The following is a 19863-nucleotide window of genomic DNA, read 5'->3' as shown; positions in this document are numbered from 1 at the left end:
AATCCTTCCTTATTCTCTATGCGAAGCATTTAATATAACGATATTAAGAGTTTCACGACGTCTCATTAAAAAAATTAGCTCAACTTATCTCTAAACACTTTTATAAGTTCTTTTCATGCTTCATTTTATTTCGCACTTAGATGTTGTTAAACTTCTTGTTATATGAAGTGCTGAGCTCCTGTGTGTTGCTATGGAATTTTCTTTTAACTCTTATCCAGTCCAATATATCTTATGGTTTTCTTTTTTCATTTTTTAATTAATCTAAACTATAATTCTTTAACTCTATAAATTAACTATTTCTAATAATTTTCTTAAATCTTTTACAAAAAACTCAATGTTAGAGTAACAACTGTTACCCAGCTATTTCTCTTATGCTATTAATTCTCTATCTTTTAAGATTAAACCATCACTTAATTTCTTTCCTAATATAATCAATAAAAGAGCTAAGCTCCCTGATTTAAATTCTTGACCTTTGATTAGTTTCTTTCCACATTCAGGGCAGATTGATTTATCATTTTTTCCTTCACTTTCACAATAATCTTGCCACTTTAAATTTTCTATATCTTTTACTTCATCTTGTCCTAACAGCTTCCTACACCTATTCAACTCTTCTTTTTTACAGCTAGCATATAGTCCATAATGTCTTACTACTTTCAAATGAGGCCTTGGTACATGTAATAAAAATCTACGGATAAACTCTTCTGTTCTAAGAGTCATTATCTTTCTCTTCCTACCATCTTTATTATCTTTATAATAAAACTTAACTTCTTTTTCATTATAAAAAATTATCCTTCTATTAGATATTGGGCCACCTTTTATATAATCCCCAAGATATTTTATTACTCCATTTCCATAAACAGCTTCTCGATCTATATTTACATTCCAATCTTTTTTTCTTTCTTTTCTTAGCATTTCATGGGTTTCATAATAGTTCTTGTTTGATGGTATCTCCATTTCTCCATTATAAACTGTATTATGTATTTCATCTAAAAACTTGCCTCTAAATACTTTCATTAATTCTTGTACTGGTAATAAATAATTCTCTTTGCTTTCTTTCCAGTTCTCTGCCTTCGTAACTCCACCACCTGTTATTAGGCAATGTAGGTGAGGGTGAAAGGCTAAATTTTCTCCCCAAGTTTGTAATGTAGCTATCATTCCCGGAGTTGCTCCTAAGAATTTCTTGTTAGATAACATATTAAATAATGCTTCTTTTACACTTTTAAATAATATTCCTGTTATCTTCTTAGGATTCAACAACCACAACTCATTTAATTCATGAGGTATAGTAAAAACTGCATGATGATGGTGGGTATCTAGAACCTTAGCTGTTTGCTTTCTTTTCCATTCTTCCTTTTGCATCCCTGTACATTGAGGACATGATCTGTGCTTACAGGAATTATACCAAACTCTATAAAAATGACCGTCCGGACATTTTTGAATGTGTCCTCCCATTGCTTCTGTTCGGCAATTAATTATGTTCCAAGCTGCTTTTCTTGCGTGATTTGCTAGTGCATACTCTTTTTCGCATTGGTTATAATATTTTGTAAAGATATCTTGTATCGCAGCCATTTTATATCACTCCTGAAAAAACTTTTTCGAGAAAACTACATAATATCGTTCCCGAAAAAATCCTTCCTTATTCTCTATGCGAAGCATTTAATATAACGTCCCTGGGCTTCGCGACGTCTGAGCTTACTTCCGATAAAACCCCTCTCATTCGTTAAAACAAAACATTCTGATATAAGTCATCTCTACCTTACTACTAAGGCTCATATGTCGCTAAGCCCATGTTAGGTGAAGTCGCTGATTAAATAAGCATTTTCTCTTTATAAATCAAATTGTACTCTTTGGTTTTTATCTAATTTATCAATATTTTTATTCTTAATGTTATATATTACTGTTCCATGTAAATCTTTTTTAATATCATACTTCATTTCATCAAAAATGATTGGGATATATTCCCAAAACTCTTCTAAGTTGATTATATCTTGAAATAAAGCCTTTACAACAAATTTATGTAATCTTGGTACTGCTAAAGTTAATACCCTTTCAAAATCATACAACTTATCTCTAGAAATATCCCATTGTCTAAATCCAGAATGAACTGTATCATTACGAAAGTTTCTAATCTCCTCAAGTAAATCTTTAATAATTCTTTCTACATATAAATAATCACTATGTTTTTTAAAAGAATTAATAACTTCTTTTGAAACACATAACCCAATCCTTCCTAATGGGAATCCAAGAATTTGCATAATTTTAGGATTGATATTTTCTTGATTTTGCGTCTTTGCTAAAGTTTCAATTGCAAACCAACGGAAAAGATTTTTAAGTTGTAAGGAGGATTCTAATTTTGACTTTCTTAACCAATGATACGATTTTAATAAAAACAATTTTAGCTCTGTGTCAGGTAAAGATAGTAATGCTTGAGTTGAATCAACTTTTGGAATTTGTCTATCCTCTATCCTAAATAAAGGCAATGCCCCAAAAGATTCTTCTGGTAATCTAGAACTTTTACACCCTGTGTCTAAATTTTTCACTAAACCTGTTTGTAATAAAGGTGTTTCAGCTAACCCGTATCCATTTGTATCTAAACAATCTAAAACTTCTTTAAATAATACTTCACTTTGCTCATCAGCTTCATAAAAATCATTTGCTGAAATAACAGTAACTATTCTTTGTGCTATTTTAAAATTAAATTCTTCTTGAAAAGCATCGGCTGATCTTTCCAATAGTTTTCTTTCTAAAGGAAAATCAAATTTCCCTGGTCTTATTTCAACAGAATAATATCCTTTAGGTTTTGGAAATACAATGCTTTTATCTCCAATAACCCTTATTACTAAATAATTATTCACTATTATTCTCCTCACTTATAGTATCAAGATATTCAATTAACTTATTAATTGTAATATTCTTCAATGTATTGACATCTCGTTTCCCGCAATTTTTTAATAACCTTTTTCCTTTGGGAAATTTAATTATCCAAGAAATAAACTCCCATTCTTCTGACATTATAGCAAGTTCATAAAATATTGAAATATTAATTTTTTCTTTATTTTCTGTTCTAATTAATTCCCTAGCATATTTAACAGCCCTATTAATAAATCCACTAGCCATATTATGAATAACAAGTCCTCTATATACTTGATAATCTTCTCCTAAACGATTTATTTCTTTTAAAGCCTTAGAAGATGTATGTAAATCTCCACGCTTAGAAGATATATGCTGTAAATTAATCCAAATGTGACAATCATCTTGGTTTCCCTCCAAATGCTTTTCAAAATAAAATGAAGCTTCAAGTAATCTTTCAGCCCATAAATAAAAAAAACCTAAATGTTTGTTAGGTATTAATTTATTTGATTCAATAAGTTTTTCTATTTTCCACTTAGGAAATTTATATCTAATAAATTCTCGTTTAAGTTCTAAAAAATTATTTTGACTTTTATTTATTAAGTACTTATCTATTTTTTGATTTAATATCTTATAATCTATCAATTTCAAAACCTCCTTTGACTTATCAGCGATTTCACCTAACGATATTAAGAGTTTCACGACGTCTCATTAAAAAAATTAGCTCAACTTATCTCTAAACACTTTTATAAGTTCTTTTCATGCTTCATTTTATTTCGCACTTAGATGTTGTTAAACTTCTTGTTATATGAAGTGCTGAGCTCCTGTGTGTTGCTATGGAATTTTCTTTTAACTCTTATCCAGTCCAATATATCTTATGGTTTTCTTTTTTCATTTTTTAATTAATCTAAACTATAATTCTTTAACTCTATAAATTAACTATTTCTAATAATTTTCTTAAATCTTTTACAAAAAACTCAATGTTAGAGTAACAACTGTTACCCAGCTATTTCTCTTATGCTATTAATTCTCTATCTTTTAAGATTAAACCATCACTTAATTTCTTTCCTAATATAATCAATAAAAGAGCTAAGCTCCCTGATTTAAATTCTTGACCTTTGATTAGTTTCTTTCCACATTCAGGGCAGATTGATTTATCATTTTTTCCTTCACTTTCACAATAATCTTGCCACTTTAAATTTTCTATATCTTTTACTTCATCTTGTCCTAACAGCTTCCTACACCTATTCAACTCTTCTTTTTTACAGCTAGCATATAGTCCATAATGTCTTACTACTTTCAAATGAGGCCTTGGTACATGTAATAAAAATCTACGGATAAACTCTTCTGTTCTAAGAGTCATTATCTTTCTCTTCCTACCATCTTTATTATCTTTATAATAAAACTTAACTTCTTTTTCATTATAAAAAATTATCCTTCTATTAGATATTGGGCCACCTTTTATATAATCCCCAAGATATTTTATTACTCCATTTCCATAAACAGCTTCTCGATCTATATTTACATTCCAATCTTTTTTTCTTTCTTTTCTTAGCATTTCATGGGTTTCATAATAGTTCTTGTTTGATGGTATCTCCATTTCTCCATTATAAACTGTATTATGTATTTCATCTAAAAACTTGCCTCTAAATACTTTCATTAATTCTTGTACTGGTAATAAATAATTCTCTTTGCTTTCTTTCCAGTTCTCTGCCTTCGTAACTCCACCACCTGTTATTAGGCAATGTAGGTGAGGGTGAAAGGCTAAATTTTCTCCCCAAGTTTGTAATGTAGCTATCATTCCCGGAGTTGCTCCTAAGAATTTCTTGTTAGATAACATATTAAATAATGCTTCTTTTACACTTTTAAATAATATTCCTGTTATCTTCTTAGGATTCAACAACCACAACTCATTTAATTCATGAGGTATAGTAAAAACTGCATGATGATGGTGGGTATCTAGAACCTTAGCTGTTTGCTTTCTTTTCCATTCTTCCTTTTGCATCCCTGTACATTGAGGACATGATCTGTGCTTACAGGAATTATACCAAACTCTATAAAAATGACCGTCCGGACATTTTTGAATGTGTCCTCCCATTGCTTCTGTTCGGCAATTAATTATGTTCCAAGCTGCTTTTCTTGCGTGATTTGCTAGTGCATACTCTTTTTCGCATTGGTTATAATATTTTGTAAAGATATCTTGTATCGCAGCCATTTTATATCACTCCTGAAAAAACTTTTTCGAGAAAACTACATAATATCGTTCCCGAAAAAATCCTTCCTTATTCTCTATGCGAAGCATTTAATATAACGTCCCTGGGCTTCGCGACGTCTGAGCTTACTTCCGATAAAACCCCTCTCATCTGTTAAAACAAAACACTCTGATATAAGTCATCTCTGTCTTATTACTAAGGCTCATATGTCGCTAAGCCCATGTTAAGTGAAGTTGGTCGACCTTTGGATTCATTAATTAAATTTATTATTTGAAAACTCATTATTTCTCATGTAACTAATAATATTTATTTTTCAACATCTTTCCCGCTTTATAATAAAAAAATAAATCTTTTCTTTTTATTGTATTCGTCTTTTTACTATAGTCATTATAAGTATTGGCTATTTTATTTAAAGCCCATGCTCCACTTGCAGTATATATAGCAGTATCAGAAGTAATTGTATCACTTAATGAAGAAATTGCACCTGCAGCAGCAATATTAATTACCAAACCACCTAAGCCATCCCATATTTTTTGGTCTGTAAGTATTTTTATCCCAAGGTTTTTAATAATATTATTTTCATTTATTAATTCTTCAATTTCAAGCAAAGACGGGGCTACTTTTTTGTTATATAAGATATAACATTCATCTTCAAAATCTTCATTCCAAGGTAAACTTTGGACAACTTCAGCAAACTCTAGTATTTTACTTCTAAATCTAATTAGAGAACTTCCTAACTCTCTTCGTATATCTAATATTTCATTTACAGATGCAAATTCAAATGAAGGTAATTTAGTTAATAGGTTATCTGCAACTCCAGCATGTATAGTTTTGTACTTTTTAGTTCTACTCATATCAATTACACCTGATTTTATCGCTGTACTTAATAATTTATTAGATCGATTATCAAACAAAGGATAAGAACTATTAATAGAATCTTTAAGTTTATTGAAGTATTCTCTAACATAACCATCTATATCATCAAAAGAGTGATTGAAATTTGCTAATTCTACTTTATTTTCATTAACTAATAATGAAAGCTCTTTACATGTTTGACTCCCTATACTTTTCTCCAAAACATTATTTATTTCTGATGCAAAATTATTCAATCCTCTTCTAATATGAAGTTTTTTTACCATTTTTAAATTTTTATATTGTTTTCCCAATACAACTTCTTTAAATTGATTTATAATTGGCTCAGATTCTCGATAAACTTCTGGATTAGCAATACGAATAAATGGGGCAATTTTATCAATTAGTTTTACTGCTTGTCTTTCGTTTTGTTTATATTTTTCATCTGTAAGTTGAAAATATATATAGGCTATTGGACTAATCAATGTTATCGTATCTGCATACAATAATGCAGATTTGATATATTTTATTTCTGTATCTAAGTTCATTTTATTAGGAGCAACAGCTATTGAAAATTTAAATTTTTCATTCAAAATAACAACCTCCCCTATATGTTTAAATAGATAAAAAATTAAGCAGATCAGTATTATTACTAAGACCAATTTCACTTAACGCTTATCTTTACGAAGATACATTCGCTTTATCTTGTTATTTTATGATATTTACGAAGTTTATTTCGCTAATATCTTATCTAAACAACTTTATTCCATCAACTCATCAAGTGGATTTTTAATTTTAGAAAATTGTTTTTTACTTACATGAGTATAAACTTCAGTTGTAGTACAGCTTTTATGACCTAATAGCTTCTGAATATAACGCAAGTCAACCCCTCGTTCGAGCAAATGAGTTGCAAAAGAATGTCGAAGCGAATGAACTGATACATCCTTACTTATTTCTGCTTTCTTACAAGCTTTTTTAAAAACTCTTTGTACTGATCTTACAGTTAAATGACTTCCTTTCTTTTGTCCTGGAAAGATCCACTCTTTAGGCTTATATAGCTTATAATAAAGCTTCAATTGTTTAAGTGCTTCCTTAGATAATAAAGTATAGCGATCCTTTCTTCCCTTCCCTTGGCGTACACGAATCAACATCCTATTACTATCAATATCTTCACATTTTAGTTTAACAACTTCTCCTACTCTTAATCCTGCTGAATAAACAAGGTATAAAATAGTCTTATGTTTTTCATTGTCTAAAACTTGCAATATACTGTTTACTTCTTTCTCACTCAATACTTGAGGTAGTTTGCTTTCTTTTTTTGGTCTGGGGATATCTATTATGATGTTCTCCTTTTCTAGTATCTCTAAAGCTAAAAATTTAATAGCACTAATTACCTGGTTTACAAATGAATGAGTAAGTTGTTTCTCATTTAATAAGTATAATACATACTCTTTTATCTCACTTTCATTAATTTGACTTATTTTTTTATCTGTATAATTAATAAACCTTTTAATTTGACCTAAATATGCTTTCTGAGTCTGAATACTATACCCTTTTAACTTTAATTTTTCTTCAACTTGATTAAAAATTTTTATTTCCTCATCAAATTGTTTATCAAAGTTAATATAAAGTTTATCATCTTTAAATAACCTCTTTATTTCTTCAATGTTTTTTATAGAATAAGGAATTCTCCAAGCCTTTCTTTTGGGATCCCACTTTCTCCCGTTTATTTTTTTTATTCTTTTAACTCGATCAGCACTATAATTAAACTTAACTATAATTTCTTCTGCTTCTTTTTCAAGATAAATAGACATGAATTGACTCCTTCCATTATTTAATGCCCCTCTATTAACATTTATATCCAATTCACATCTTTTTTATACAATTAAAAACTCATATACCATAATAATACTATATTTCATAATTATATTCAAATTGTCTTCTTAAAAGAATATAATAATAAAGCAAGTAAATGCCTTATATAATGCATAAGGGCCAACTATACAATCTGGGTTATCCCATTATATTCTTGCTACAAACTAACTTTAAATAAAAAACTCAACTAAGTAGCCCTTTAAAAATCTACTTAATTGAGCTTATTCTAACCCCATATCCACTAAAATAATATGCTTTTTACTATCTTTGATAAAACATCTCTACATGAGAAATTCCATCTTCTAGATAAGGCTCAGTAACCACTTTAAAGCCTAGTTGACCATAAAAACTACTACTTAAGTGTTGCTGTGCTGAAATTCTAATCTGTCCTTGCTGTAATTCAGTAACCAAAAAATCAATTCCACGTTCCATTAGCTCCCTTCCTAAGCCTTGTTTACGATACTCTTTAGCCACTACTACTCGACCAATCGATGCTTCCGGATAAGAAACCCCTGGCAATATTAAACGTGCATAAGCTACTATACTCCCTTCCTCTTCAGCAAATAAATGAAATGACTTTCTATCTTTATTATCACATTCCTGATAAGGACAATCCTGCTCAACCACAAAAACATCAACCCTTAATTTAAGAAGCTTATATAACTCATTTGCAGATAATTCATTAAAAAACTTTAAGTACCACTCCATGATTTAACCTCCTACAAAAATAAAAGTTTTGGCACCGAAGTACCAAAACTTTAGTTATTTAAATTAACTTAACAAACTTTTTTCTAAATTATATTCCCGGGCCAACATATTTCAAAGCTCTTGCTACTGAACCAACTGTTGATACAAACTCTTAGTCTGTTTAGCAATTGCTTCCCAACTAAAGATCTCCTCAACCCGTTGACGACCATTTTGCCCAAATTTATTCTGTAACTTTTCATCTGCTAAAACTTGATTAATCTTATCAGCTAAAGCTTGAGAAAAAGCAGCTGGATCTTGAGGTTCACCTGTTGGCCCTTCAACCTGATCAAATTCAACTAAAAAACCAGTCTCGCCATCAACAACAACCTCTTTAATCCCTCCCACAGCAGAAGCTACCACAGGAGTTTTACAGGCCATTGCCTCCAAATTGATTATTCCAAACGGCTCATAAACTGACGGACAACAAAAAACCGTTGCATTAGAATAAAACTCAATTACCGCTTCTTTAGAAACCATCTCATTAATCCAAATTACTCCATCCCGTTCTTGTTGAATAGCTGATATCTTTTCAGCCATCTCCTGCTCTATCTCTTCAGTATCAGGAGCCCCAGCACAGAGTACAACTTGAGCCTCCTCATTAATATCTTTAATTGCATTTACTAAATGGATAATTCCTTTTTGACGAGTGATTCTTCCTACAAATAAGATATAGGGCTTATTAGGATCAATTCCATATTCTTCTCGATACGTAGTGCTATCAGTATATTGATATTGATTTAAATCAATTCCATTATAGATAACCTCTATATCACCTTCTTGAACATCATAATACTTCAAAATATCCTTCTTCATCTCTTTAGAAACTGCAATTATCTTATCTGCATCCTCGAGTGCAGTCCGCTCCATCCAAGAAGATAAATGATAAGCATTCCCTAATTGCTCCTCTTTCCAAGGACGAAGTGGTTCCATACTATGAATAGTAGTAACTAGTGGAATATCATATAATTTTTTGGCCCAAAAACCACCCATAAAAGTATACCACGTATGGCAATGAACAATATCAGCATCAGACTTATCTTTAGCCATCGCTAAGTCAACAGAAAGTGCATTGACAGCTTTAACAAACCTTTGATCAGTATTCTTACTAACCTCGGGCCAAGCCTCATAAGCTGTTGCCTCCCTTTGATCCTGAACCAAATCCTCCTCCCCAGAAAATGCCCTAACCTCCACGTCCATTATCTCAGTTAAATTCTGGCTTAAATAGTCAACATGAACCCCAGCTCCACCATAAATATTATTAGGAAATTCCTTAGTCAACATCATCACTTTCAAATTGGCCATTATTCATACCCCCTACTAGCTAGTATCTGACATTAATAAAATTTAATTCAAGCTAGTTAAAGAATCCAAGATTCCCTTTAATGGAATCTGTAACCAATCAATCCGATTATTAATCTCATAGAGGGCCTCATATAATGCCTTTTCAAGCTTAAAGAGTCCAACTACTCGATTAAGCTCAGTCTCACTAGGTAAAAACTGGGCTTTTTGACCAATTAAATTCAAATAACTTTTCCAAAACTTACTTACCACTTCTTCTTCCCATAGATTAATTATCTCTATTAAATAATCACTTTCTTCTACTTCAACTTGCTCCTTAAATTTAAAATAGCCAGCGTAAGCAGCATAACTATAAGAACGCAACATACCAGCTATATCCTTTAGTGGACTATATTTTATCCTTCTTTCAGCAATACTTTTTGTTGGTTCCCCCTCAAAATCCAAAACAATCAAACCTTCCCCAACCTTCAAAACCTGCTCTAAATGAAGGTCTCCATGGCAGCGAATAAACTTACCCATCTGCTCAATAGTTGGCAGTCTATCTTTTAATTCTTCAATATTATCTTGATAGCTAAGTATTTCAGATACTAACTCTTTATCAGCCACCTGCTCTTCTTTCTTTCTCAATTGAATAACAAGCTGCTCATAATTTTTTCTTATTCTAGAGTATAACTCAGCCATCTCCGCTTGTTGAGGAGAACGAGACACAAAATCTTGATCATCAATTTCAGCTAATGATAAGTGCAACCGAGCAATCAACTCTCCCAATTTAACAGTATAATTAAAATATTCAAAGCAGACTTCTTCAACTGCCTGCTTTAAATTCCTCCCTCTATCTTCCTTCCATAGCCGGGCCAACAGATCTGCTATAACCTCCTGCGTATAAGCCCATAAATCACCATCACTTGTAACAAACTCCTGGGCCAACACAAGATTATACTCTTGCTTCTGTTCAGTTTGATAAGTAAGATAACCTGTCAACGTAGGAAACTGCTCAAAATCAGTTCTCTCTTGTAAGCTAAGACTTAGCTCAATCTCAGGGTTAACCCCTGCCTCTAGCCTACGAAAATTCTTAACCACTTGATCCTTTTTAACTATTGTCAAGCTATTACTTGAAACATCTGTTAACTGCTCAGCAGCAAATATTTCATCTTTGGTAGTCAAAACACCCACTAGAGAACCACCTTTTTGTAATTCTAACTTCTCTTCTTGGTTAATAAATTGCTCTATTGCTCTTATATATTCTAAATTATTTATCCCCTGATAGAGAAAAAATTGCTCTGGGCTATCTAATATAGGGATTTTTTCTTCTTGTAGTCTAGTTTGACTGACCAATAAAGGTAGATAGTATAATTCACTAAATTGACTAGACTGTGATTGCTCTTTCATAAAGATCTCAAGGATAGTTACTAAAATAATTGATTCTGAATTAATAAGGGCCAACTTACCATAATCAACTAATTGAATCTTATTTATTGTGGCTCCTTTCTGCTGAAACCAACGAGCCTGTTTGAAAAAACAGGGATCAATTTGAGCAATTAACTCTTCTAACTTATCCTCTTCAGTAATAAGCTTCTCTAACATTAACTTCCACTCCCCATTCAACCTCAACTTATTTAAAAAAATTTATTAGATTCCATAGATTAGTCTTTCTTTTTCTTGTGAATAATATCGGCTCAATTCTCTTCCAATAAGTTCCTCTAAGTCTCTATCCAACTCCTGGCCCAATTTCTCAATCTGATTGACCAATTTTAATGCTTTTTTGTTAGAAAATAAATTCTTTAATTCAAAACTTTCCTCTAATCGATTTAACTTCCCAACCCTCTGTCTAATCTCTTTCTCTACTAACTTTTCAAAAAAAGGAAACCATACCTCTTGCTCTATCTTCCGTTCCTTAGCCAACTGCCTAATATTAAATGCAGTTACATTTCTTTTAGCAAGTTCCTGCTTAAAAAATTTATTTCTTCGCTCCTCATTTAATTCTAAATCACTATACTTACCTACAACTAAGAAAGGAGAAGAATCAAGATCACCACTCAAAAAACTACCCTGCTCCTCTTTTAAAATCTCCTTAATCTCTTCAACTCCCAAAGCCTCAAGAGATTTTTGATACTTAGTCAACTTCTCTTGCTTCCCAAAGTATAATAACTCTTCAGCATACCTCTTAACTTTAGGGTCATGCCTGACTAAAACCCCCTCATAATCCTCTAACAACTCAAATGCTTCATCCTTTAAAATAAAGTAAATATAATCATACAGTTCATAAATCATTACAGCATGGCGCATCAAACCTTTTCTCGGCTTAAATTTATTAATCCTATATAATCTAGCCACCAAATCATTACCATCTATAATCTCTATTTCAGAAAAATAATCGCTAATCAAATCCAACTTATCAGCACCAAACTCTATCCGCCAAGCTTCTTGATTATAACTAACCCCTTTTTCTGCTACTAGCTTACTGAATAATCCATTAGTTAAATATTCCTTGATTGCATATTTGTCATCTGTTAGCTTCCATATCTTCATCAAAATCACCTAATCCTACTTTATACTAAAAACTTGCTACCCACTCTCGAGCAAAATCATCAATATCCCCTGCACCTAAAAATAAGTAAATAGCCTGCTCTTTTTGGTTATACTCTTCTAACCAAGCCTTTATTTCTCCTAATTTATTATAATAATGAATCTCATCTGAGCTGATAATCTGACTCAACTTTAATCCTAATCTATCTAATTCTGTTTCTGAGACCTCTTCTCGAACTTTGTAAATCTTGCTGACTATACATTGGTCAATTTCTTTATCTAATACATAAGTATAATCATCAAATAAACGATTAGTTCTAATATATTGATGGGGCTGGAAGATAACAACCTTCTTTTTATCAGTCTTAATTCGCTCTAAATTAGCTGTAACTACATCTACTTCACTAGGATGATGAGCATAATCAGTAATTACAATCTTATCTTCAGCTTCATACAAAACCTCAAACCTTCGTTTCACCCCTCGCCACTTACTGAGAGATTCTTTCATCTTAGCAAATGATAACCCACAATAATTTCCAATAGCAATCGCTTCTAAAGCATGTTTAATATTATAATCTCCTAAACCTTCTAATTCAAACCGATCAATCCTTTCTCCTTGATACTCCAAATCAAAATAAGAAGTCAACTCCCGCTCTTCAATCTCAACTGCATTAAAGGTAGCCTCTGGTTGATTAATCCCTACCGTCTCAACCTCTATCTCCAAATCTAATGTATCTAACTTTAGTTGCTCAATTACCTGTTGATTAGTTACTAAATAACTACCTAAATTAGTAACATATTCTTTATAAGCAGCTAATAAATCATCTAAATCCTGATAAATATCAGGATGATCAAATTCAATATTTGTTAAGACCCCTAACTCAGATTGATACTTCAAAAAAGATCTCCCATATTCATCGCCCTCAAGAACAAAATAATCTCCCTGATTGATCTTAAAGTTACTATCAAAATTATTTAAGATCCCACCAATAATGAAGCTAACATCCTGTTTACCAACTTCTAATACCTGAGCAATCATAGCTGAAGTAGTCGTTTTGCCATGGGTGCCCGTTGCTGAAATAACATCTTTATCCTTCGTGATCAACTTTAAAGCCTGAGAACGACCTAATCTTTCTAGATTATATCTTTTAGCAGTTACTAATTCCACATTATCCTCGGGAATAGCATCAGAATAAATCACCTTTTTTATATCAGCAGAAATATTATCTTGATGATGTCCAATCGTTATTTCTGCACCTCTTTTTTGCAATTGTTCAATTAACTGATTAGAGTTTAAATCAGACCCTGTTACTTTAGCTCCTGCTTCTAAAAAATACTGGGCAATAGCCGACATAGCTATTCCACCAACTCCAATAATATGTATCCATTCCATTCCAAATCCCTCCACTAATTGATACTTTCTCTATATATTATATTACAAAGATTCTTATGATAACAGTTAAAAATTTTATTTTCTTTGATACAGATAAATCTTACTTATATCATCCTCTAATGCCAATACTACTAACTCCTTTTCTCCATCATCTGTCAAATCTGCTACGGCAAGTTCAATAATTTCACCTGTTAACTCTTGACTCTCCCAGCTCACTGAATAATCCTCTCCATCCCAAAAATAAGAAGTAATCTGGCTTTGATCTCCATGATAAGTTGAGAGAAAGATTTCTTTTACTCCATCTTGATTTAAATCACCTACAGCAATTGTTGGCCCGTAGCTACCTGGAAGGGTAGATTGTGATTCTCCAGCTAAGTTATATATCTCAATTTCATATTTTTGGTCACCATCAAAAGCTGTTAAAATTAACTCTTCTTCTCCATTTCCAGTTAAATCAACTACTTCCAAGCGAAACCCTTCATTGATTGCTAAGTCAAGTTCAAAATCAACTTGATATTTAACTCCATCCCAGAGGTTAAACTTTAAAAAATGAGTATAATCTCTAGTCACTAAATAATCCTGTCCAGCCAATTCTAAAATTAATTTAGGTCGATCACGATTAAATTGATTCAAATCTTCTCTTAAATACTCACTACCATCCCATTCAAAGCTGATCAAATTTCTATAATTATCAACAATTATTTCGGCAGTACCATTATTATTAGTATCACCTATCAGTACTTTATAATCATCAAATCTTGTAATTCGATAATTATCAGTTATTTTCTCCTGCTTAGCCAATTTTTCATCCTTATAGTTAAAAAACTTAAGTGCTTTTTTAGTATTTAAAATAACTTCTAACCGCCCATCATTAGTAGTATCTCCAATTGCTAAACCTCCAGCCAAATAATCAAATTCTTGCTCAAATAGAAGTTGATAATCTTCTTGCTCTTCTTGTTTCAGATAATAAGTAACTAATTGACCATCTTTTGCCAATCTAATTACCTCTTCATCGGTTATATTACCTAGTTTCCTTTCAAATAACCCAATATAAACAAAAAAACTATCTTCCTGTTCATAAATTCGACCTGTTAATAATAGATCAACATCTAACTCATCAGCCAGTATGCTTAATTTTTGCCCAGTTAATTTCTCTTCCAACTCAAACTCTTCAACATTCTTCACCTTCTCAAATCGGCCATCTTGCTTAAGGTAATTACTAACTACTTCTTCTATTCTAGCTGTAAGTTTATCAAATTGCTCATCAGAGCTAAATCCCAAGTTGACTACTTGTTGTGCATAATCAATCTCAGTTACTAAATCTAAAGGTTCAATCTCAGCAGATGAGTATTCTTTAACAACCTCAGCAATAGAAAATTCATCTCTAACTGTAACAACTTCTACCTCAGCAACTTTAATTTCAACCCGCCCTAGATTCATTCCAGTTGCTGGATCAGTCAACAACTCCCCTTGTTTAATTACCTCAAATCTATCTCCCGGCTTAAGCCCTACACTTTGGCCCAAATTTAAATAAATATCAGACTGAAAACTTTTAATAACCTGACCTTTTTGAGCTCTAATTTCCGAAAATAAATCATCCATTAGTCCATCTATTTTGGCAAACTCTTGATTACCACTAACCCCCCCACTACTCAAAATCAATAAGCACAGTATTAAAGGAATTATTTTTTTCATCTAGTTACTCCTTTCTTATCCTAACTTTCTTACTATTTTCTAGAAATCTTCATCAATTCCCTTTATTTCACCCAAGCTAATTGAGGAGTTTACCCTTGAATTTAATACCATAGAAACTATTAGTTACAAGGTTTGACAGAAAAACAACCGGAGTATATAATGAATAAGAACAAAATATTCTATGAAGATAATCTAAGATCAAAACTAAGTTGCAATCACTATCGTTGCATTGTTAAAAAATATAGATTTACTAACTCAACCAAATCAAATTAGTAATCAAAAATTTATAACTTAGTAGACTTTTCAAAGTAATTATTACTTTGAAAGTAGTCATTGTTCTATATTAAAAGTAAAATATAGAATATATTTCTAGATGAAAGCCTATTAACCTAGGTTTTAGATAATAAAATTTTATCAACTACTGTTAATCCATCTATTCCAATTGAAATCATTTGTTGTAACTGAACAAATGGAATACTTTATCTTTCTAGTGAGCTTAAGTAAACTTCCTTTGAATTCAGATTCTTTTTCAAGTAATTTTAAAATTAAAAATAAGATTACAGCACTATAAATTTGTGTTAAAACAGCATTTTTATTTTGTCCAAAGAAGCTCTTTATTTTTAGATGCTGCTTGATCCATTAAAAAAATAACTCTATTTGCCACCGTTTTTTATACAGATAAGCTATTACATGAGCGTCCAAATCAAAGCGATTAGTTAAAATATCAATAGTTTTTTCATTGCCATTTCGATCAGTTGTTTTTACTTTAACTAATCTTATTTCCTGTTTCATTCTAGTTTTTGAAGTATGATCACCTAGCATTATATCAGCATCTAATATAACATTTGCTTCTTTATCTTTGGCATTTAAATCTAAAAATCTAATGATTTCAATTTTAGTATTAGATTTTGCTCTAGTTACAAAATAGATATCATTATCTATAAACTCATCAAACTTTTGATACTTTATATAAGCTCTATCAAAGAGATAAGTATAGCTAGGGTTAAAGGTCAGATTATCAAATATTTCTTTGTCATGAATTATAGCATCGCTTATTATTATATTTTCTGGGGCATTAGTATTCAAATCATATAAAGTATGAAGTTTAATTCCACCTTTAGTGCTTCTAAATTTAGCCCAAGGAAATAATGACAAACATAAACTTATAGTTGAAGAATCTAAGATTTTCACAAAACCAATTTCTTTTAAAGCTTCTTGAAGCCCTTTATTAGCGTTAAGCTTATCAAATAGGTGTTGGAAAATTTCAAAGAATATCTCATGAGGTCTACTTTCATTTTTACGAGATAACTGAGATTTGCTTATTTTAGGTAATGTTCTATTTAGTTGATTATTATTTTCTAAATCACAAATAAAATCTTCTAGACTTTCTTTTTTAGTAAGATGAAAATAAAGTAGGTATAATAGATGAACTTCTGTTGTTAATTTATGAACCTTATAATCTGAGTTATATTTATCAATTAGACCTTTCAAAAAGTTTCTATCAATAACATCTAGAAGTTTAGTCAAAAGTATGGTACAATTATTCATGATTTCATCTCCTTTGATTTCATGGATTTTGTACTGGGGGGTACGTATCCATTTAATCAAAGGAGTTTTATTTTTTCAAGAACTTTTTATAAAAAACGATGCAACGCTAGTGAGTTGCAATAATCAATTTAAAAAACCTTAAAATCAATGTACTACTATCATAGTAGATAAGAAGGAGGAAGAAGAATGACTCACCATACACATTCACTTTTTGGATTTGTTTTTGGATTAATTGCAATTAAATTAGTTAAAATCTTCAATATCACTAACTTACATTTGCCAGTTGTTGGCCCTCTTTTTAATATTTCTTTAATCGAGTTTTATTTAGCTACAATTATTGGTGCTCTTATTCCTGATATAGATCATGCAAATAGTAAAGCTGGAAAAAAGTTGTGGTTTATCAGCAAACCTCTCAAACTTTTTGGCATCAAGCATCGTGGCTTAACGCATAGTATTTTAGGCTTAATATTATTTGCATTATTAACTCAAGAATTAGTTAAGCTTGAACTAATCAGTAATATAATCTGGAGCGGCTTAGTTGTTGGCTATTTTAGCCATTTAATTGCAGATATGCTAAATGTTCAAGGAATCCCTTTATTTTACCCTAATGATAAACGCTTTAAATTTCACCTAAATATCACTACTGGTAGTTGGGGGGAGCATTTAATCTTTCTAGTTGCCTTTACTACAGTTACTTTATTATTCTTTTGGGAACAAGAATACATCAATTTTCAATTACATAATCTGCCACAACTTTTTAACTTAAATTAATAAAGCCCTTACGAATGTAAGGGCCAATGCTTTATTTACTGAATTTTAAAGATGTACTTATTACTTCATTTATCGTATCTTCTACCTCTTCTCCATCAATCGAATCTAAAATACATCGACACGCATTATCTTTGATTAAAGATAAGCCTACCTTATTAATTGAAGATTTAATAGCTAATACTTGAATTAATACATCCTTACACTCTTTTTCATCTTCAATCATCTTCTCAATACCACCAATATGCCCTTTGATAGTCTTTAATTGAGTCAATAGCTTCTTTTTTTTGTCTAAATCCTTAATGACTGCCATTTCAGTTCACTCCTGCATTAATATAAATTTAAGTAATACTATCTATCTTACTTATAAGCCCCTCTTTAGAAGCAAAACCAACTTGTTGCTCTACTTCTTCTCCCCCTTTAAAAAAGATTATATTGGGGATACTGGTTACTTGATACTCTTGGGCCAACTTCTGATTATCATCAACATTGACCTTAACCACTTTTACTTTATCCTCATACTCATCTGCAATCTCATCTAATACAGGAGCAATTGCTTTACAAGGCCCACACCACGGTGCCCAAAAATCAACTAGTACAGGCTTTTCTGAATTGATTACTTCTTTTTCAAAATCATTTTCACTTGCTTTAATAACCTTATCTCCCATAATTATCACTCCTAATTTTAATTTTTACCCCACCCCTAGGGGTATATAAATTATTATATCTTCTTCATCCAATACTGTCAAGTTATAGCACTTAAAGATTAAAACTTTATCTTTATTTAAACTTAGACTCAAACTAAAACTTATTTAATATTCAATAACAACCTAGCCCCCACAGCTAACAATATCAGCCCTAACCCTTGACTCCAGCGAAAAGGAATCTTTTCTAATCCCCAAATCCCTAAATGATCAATCAAGATTGCAGTCAATACCTGTCCAACAATAATTAACGTCGTCGCATTAGCAACCCCCAATCTAGAAATACTGAATAAAACCCCATACAAGATAACTACATTTAACAATCCTCCTAGATAACTATACCATGGGGCTGACATAAACTTTCCTAAATTCCCTTGGCCCAAATTAAAGACAAATAAAATTACTACTATTACTAATGTAGCTATAATGTGAACAATAAAAGTCGCTTCCACTTCTCCTACTACCTTACCAAGTGCAGAATTTAAAGAACCTTGTACAGCCATTGCTGTTCCAGAAATTGCAGCAACTATAAAGAAAAATATCTTTCCCATTCCCCTACCCCTTTATTAAGCTAGAATTTATAATTATCTTTTGAAATTCTAGCTTTTTTATACTATTTTAATTAGAATAATTCTATTCTAAGAAAAAAACATCTGCTTTCAATCCAGATGTTTTAATTAAATTCCTTTAGATTTAATTTTTAATCTTTACTTTATAACTACTTATTTCTAAATTTTCTTTCTATTACTAAATAAATTATGGGGGCAGCTGCCCCCATAATTTATAATCCTAATTTTTTACTAATTACTTTAGCTGTAATTTCACTAATCTTAGTTTCAAAATCACCTAACTCTTTATTAATAGACGACAAAATTACTGTCCCTAAAATATCTCCTTGTTTAATAATAGGTGTAACAAGTATCTCTCCTAACTCTCCTTCTTTAGTCCTAAAATTATTAAAGAGTTCCTCTTCTTCTGCCTCCTCAATAACCACTGTTCTTCTAGATTTCATAGCTTCTTTTATCTTATTGCCTACTACTTGATCATTATATTTTTTCATTTCTGTTGAGGAAGCTATTATTTTATCTGTATCAGAAATCATAACACTACAATCAGTAGTATCAACAAGAGTCTCAATATACCCTTCTAAATCATTCAATTCTCTTACTGGGCTATATTTCTTTAAAATAACTGTTTCATCCTCATCAACATAAATTTCTAAGGTATTGCCATTATCAATTTTCATTTCGGTTCTAATCTCTTTGGGAATTACTACTCTTCCTAAATTATCAATTTTACGTACTATTCCTGTTGCTCTCATTATTACACCTCCTAGTTTTTAATAGTATATTACTCTAATTTTATTTTTATGCTAAATTCAGTCAGTTAATTC

Annotated in this window: 18 protein-coding genes; 1 reads left to right on the top strand and 17 read right to left on the bottom strand. The window is 31.1% G+C overall.

What is annotated here, in order from left to right; translation table 11 throughout:
• Nucleotides 1–369: 369 nt before the first annotated feature.
• The 13 genes from ACKF5P_RS03605 to ACKF5P_RS03545 all read right to left on the bottom strand — a co-directional run bounded on the left by ACKF5P_RS03605 (nucleotide 370) and on the right by ACKF5P_RS03545 (nucleotide 16998).
• A complete protein-coding gene (locus tag ACKF5P_RS03605; protein ID WP_408954771.1) occupies nucleotides 370–1569 on the bottom strand; it encodes an IS91 family transposase in 1200 nt (399 codons plus the stop codon).
• A 257-nt stretch (nucleotides 1570–1826) separates the two neighbouring features.
• The gene (locus ACKF5P_RS03600; protein ID WP_408956125.1) at nucleotides 1827–2855 is read right to left on the bottom strand and encodes a hypothetical protein; all 1029 of its coding nucleotides are present in this window, start codon (nucleotides 2853–2855) and stop codon (nucleotides 1827–1829) included.
• Nucleotides 2848–3495, bottom strand: coding sequence for a hypothetical protein (locus ACKF5P_RS03595; RefSeq protein ID WP_408956124.1), 648 nt, complete (start codon nucleotides 3493–3495; stop codon nucleotides 2848–2850). Before ACKF5P_RS03595 ends, ACKF5P_RS03600 begins: the two co-directional genes overlap by 8 nt.
• Before the next feature lie 370 nt (nucleotides 3496–3865).
• On the bottom strand, nucleotides 3866–5065 hold the full coding sequence (locus ACKF5P_RS03590) for an IS91 family transposase (protein WP_408954771.1): 1200 nt from the start codon (nucleotides 5063–5065) through the stop codon (nucleotides 3866–3868).
• 294 nt (nucleotides 5066–5359) lie between these two features.
• The gene (locus tag ACKF5P_RS03585; RefSeq protein WP_408956123.1) at nucleotides 5360–6508 is read right to left on the bottom strand and encodes a hypothetical protein; all 1149 of its coding nucleotides are present in this window, start codon (nucleotides 6506–6508) and stop codon (nucleotides 5360–5362) included.
• 168 nt (nucleotides 6509–6676) lie between these two features.
• Nucleotides 6677–7729, bottom strand: a complete 1053-nt coding sequence (gene xerA / locus ACKF5P_RS03580) for a site-specific tyrosine recombinase/integron integrase (protein WP_408956122.1) — start codon at nucleotides 7727–7729, stop codon at nucleotides 6677–6679.
• Between the two features lie 322 nt (nucleotides 7730–8051).
• On the bottom strand, nucleotides 8052–8498 hold the full coding sequence (locus ACKF5P_RS03575; RefSeq protein ID WP_408956121.1) for a GNAT family N-acetyltransferase: 447 nt from the start codon (nucleotides 8496–8498) through the stop codon (nucleotides 8052–8054).
• 123 nt (nucleotides 8499–8621) lie between these two features.
• Nucleotides 8622–9839 (bottom strand): glycogen synthase, encoded by a 1218-nt coding sequence (gene glgA / locus ACKF5P_RS03570; RefSeq protein WP_408956120.1) that lies wholly within the window; start codon nucleotides 9837–9839, stop codon nucleotides 8622–8624.
• A 42-nt stretch (nucleotides 9840–9881) separates the two neighbouring features.
• Complete coding sequence (locus ACKF5P_RS03565) at nucleotides 9882–11420, bottom strand: hypothetical protein (RefSeq protein ID WP_408956119.1); 1539 nt, start codon at nucleotides 11418–11420, stop codon at nucleotides 9882–9884.
• 45 nt (nucleotides 11421–11465) lie between these two features.
• Nucleotides 11466–12365 (bottom strand): hypothetical protein, encoded by a 900-nt coding sequence (locus tag ACKF5P_RS03560; protein ID WP_408956118.1) that lies wholly within the window; start codon nucleotides 12363–12365, stop codon nucleotides 11466–11468.
• A 25-nt stretch (nucleotides 12366–12390) separates the two neighbouring features.
• On the bottom strand, nucleotides 12391–13755 hold the full coding sequence (murC, locus tag ACKF5P_RS03555) for a UDP-N-acetylmuramate--L-alanine ligase (protein WP_408956117.1): 1365 nt from the start codon (nucleotides 13753–13755) through the stop codon (nucleotides 12391–12393).
• Nucleotides 13756–13830: 75 nt separating this feature from the next.
• Entirely contained in the window at nucleotides 13831–15450 is a 1620-nt protein-coding gene (locus tag ACKF5P_RS03550) for a FlgT C-terminal domain-containing protein (protein WP_408956116.1), read from the bottom strand.
• A 639-nt stretch (nucleotides 15451–16089) separates the two neighbouring features.
• Entirely contained in the window at nucleotides 16090–16998 is a 909-nt protein-coding gene (locus ACKF5P_RS03545) for an IS4 family transposase (RefSeq protein ID WP_408956115.1), read from the bottom strand.
• A 186-nt stretch (nucleotides 16999–17184) separates the two neighbouring features.
• On the opposite strand from ACKF5P_RS03545, the gene ACKF5P_RS03540 reads away from it, so the two are divergent.
• Nucleotides 17185–17769, top strand: a complete 585-nt coding sequence (locus tag ACKF5P_RS03540; RefSeq protein ID WP_408956114.1) for a metal-dependent hydrolase — start codon at nucleotides 17185–17187, stop codon at nucleotides 17767–17769.
• 31 nt (nucleotides 17770–17800) lie between these two features.
• On the opposite strand, the gene ACKF5P_RS03535 is transcribed toward ACKF5P_RS03540, so the two are convergent.
• The 4 genes from ACKF5P_RS03535 to ACKF5P_RS03520 form a co-directional block, all read right to left on the bottom strand.
• Entirely contained in the window at nucleotides 17801–18079 is a 279-nt protein-coding gene (locus tag ACKF5P_RS03535; protein ID WP_408956113.1) for a metal-sensitive transcriptional regulator, read from the bottom strand.
• Nucleotides 18080–18107: 28 nt separating this feature from the next.
• Nucleotides 18108–18434: a thioredoxin gene (gene trxA / locus ACKF5P_RS03530; RefSeq protein WP_408956112.1), complete on the bottom strand. Its 327-nt coding sequence runs from the start codon at nucleotides 18432–18434 to the stop codon at nucleotides 18108–18110.
• A 140-nt stretch (nucleotides 18435–18574) separates the two neighbouring features.
• Complete coding sequence (locus tag ACKF5P_RS03525; protein WP_408956111.1) at nucleotides 18575–19021, bottom strand: DMT family transporter; 447 nt, start codon at nucleotides 19019–19021, stop codon at nucleotides 18575–18577.
• 230 nt (nucleotides 19022–19251) lie between these two features.
• On the bottom strand, nucleotides 19252–19791 hold the full coding sequence (locus tag ACKF5P_RS03520; protein ID WP_408956110.1) for a stage V sporulation T C-terminal domain-containing protein: 540 nt from the start codon (nucleotides 19789–19791) through the stop codon (nucleotides 19252–19254).
• Between the last annotated feature and the right edge of the window lie 72 nt (nucleotides 19792–19863).

Source organism: Natroniella sp. ANB-PHB2, from assembly GCF_046097105.1.
Classification (GTDB): domain Bacteria; phylum Bacillota; class Halanaerobiia; order Halobacteroidales; family Halobacteroidaceae; genus Natroniella.
The sequence above is the reverse complement of the archived record's forward strand: the minus strand, read 5'-3'. Positions and strand labels throughout refer to the sequence as shown.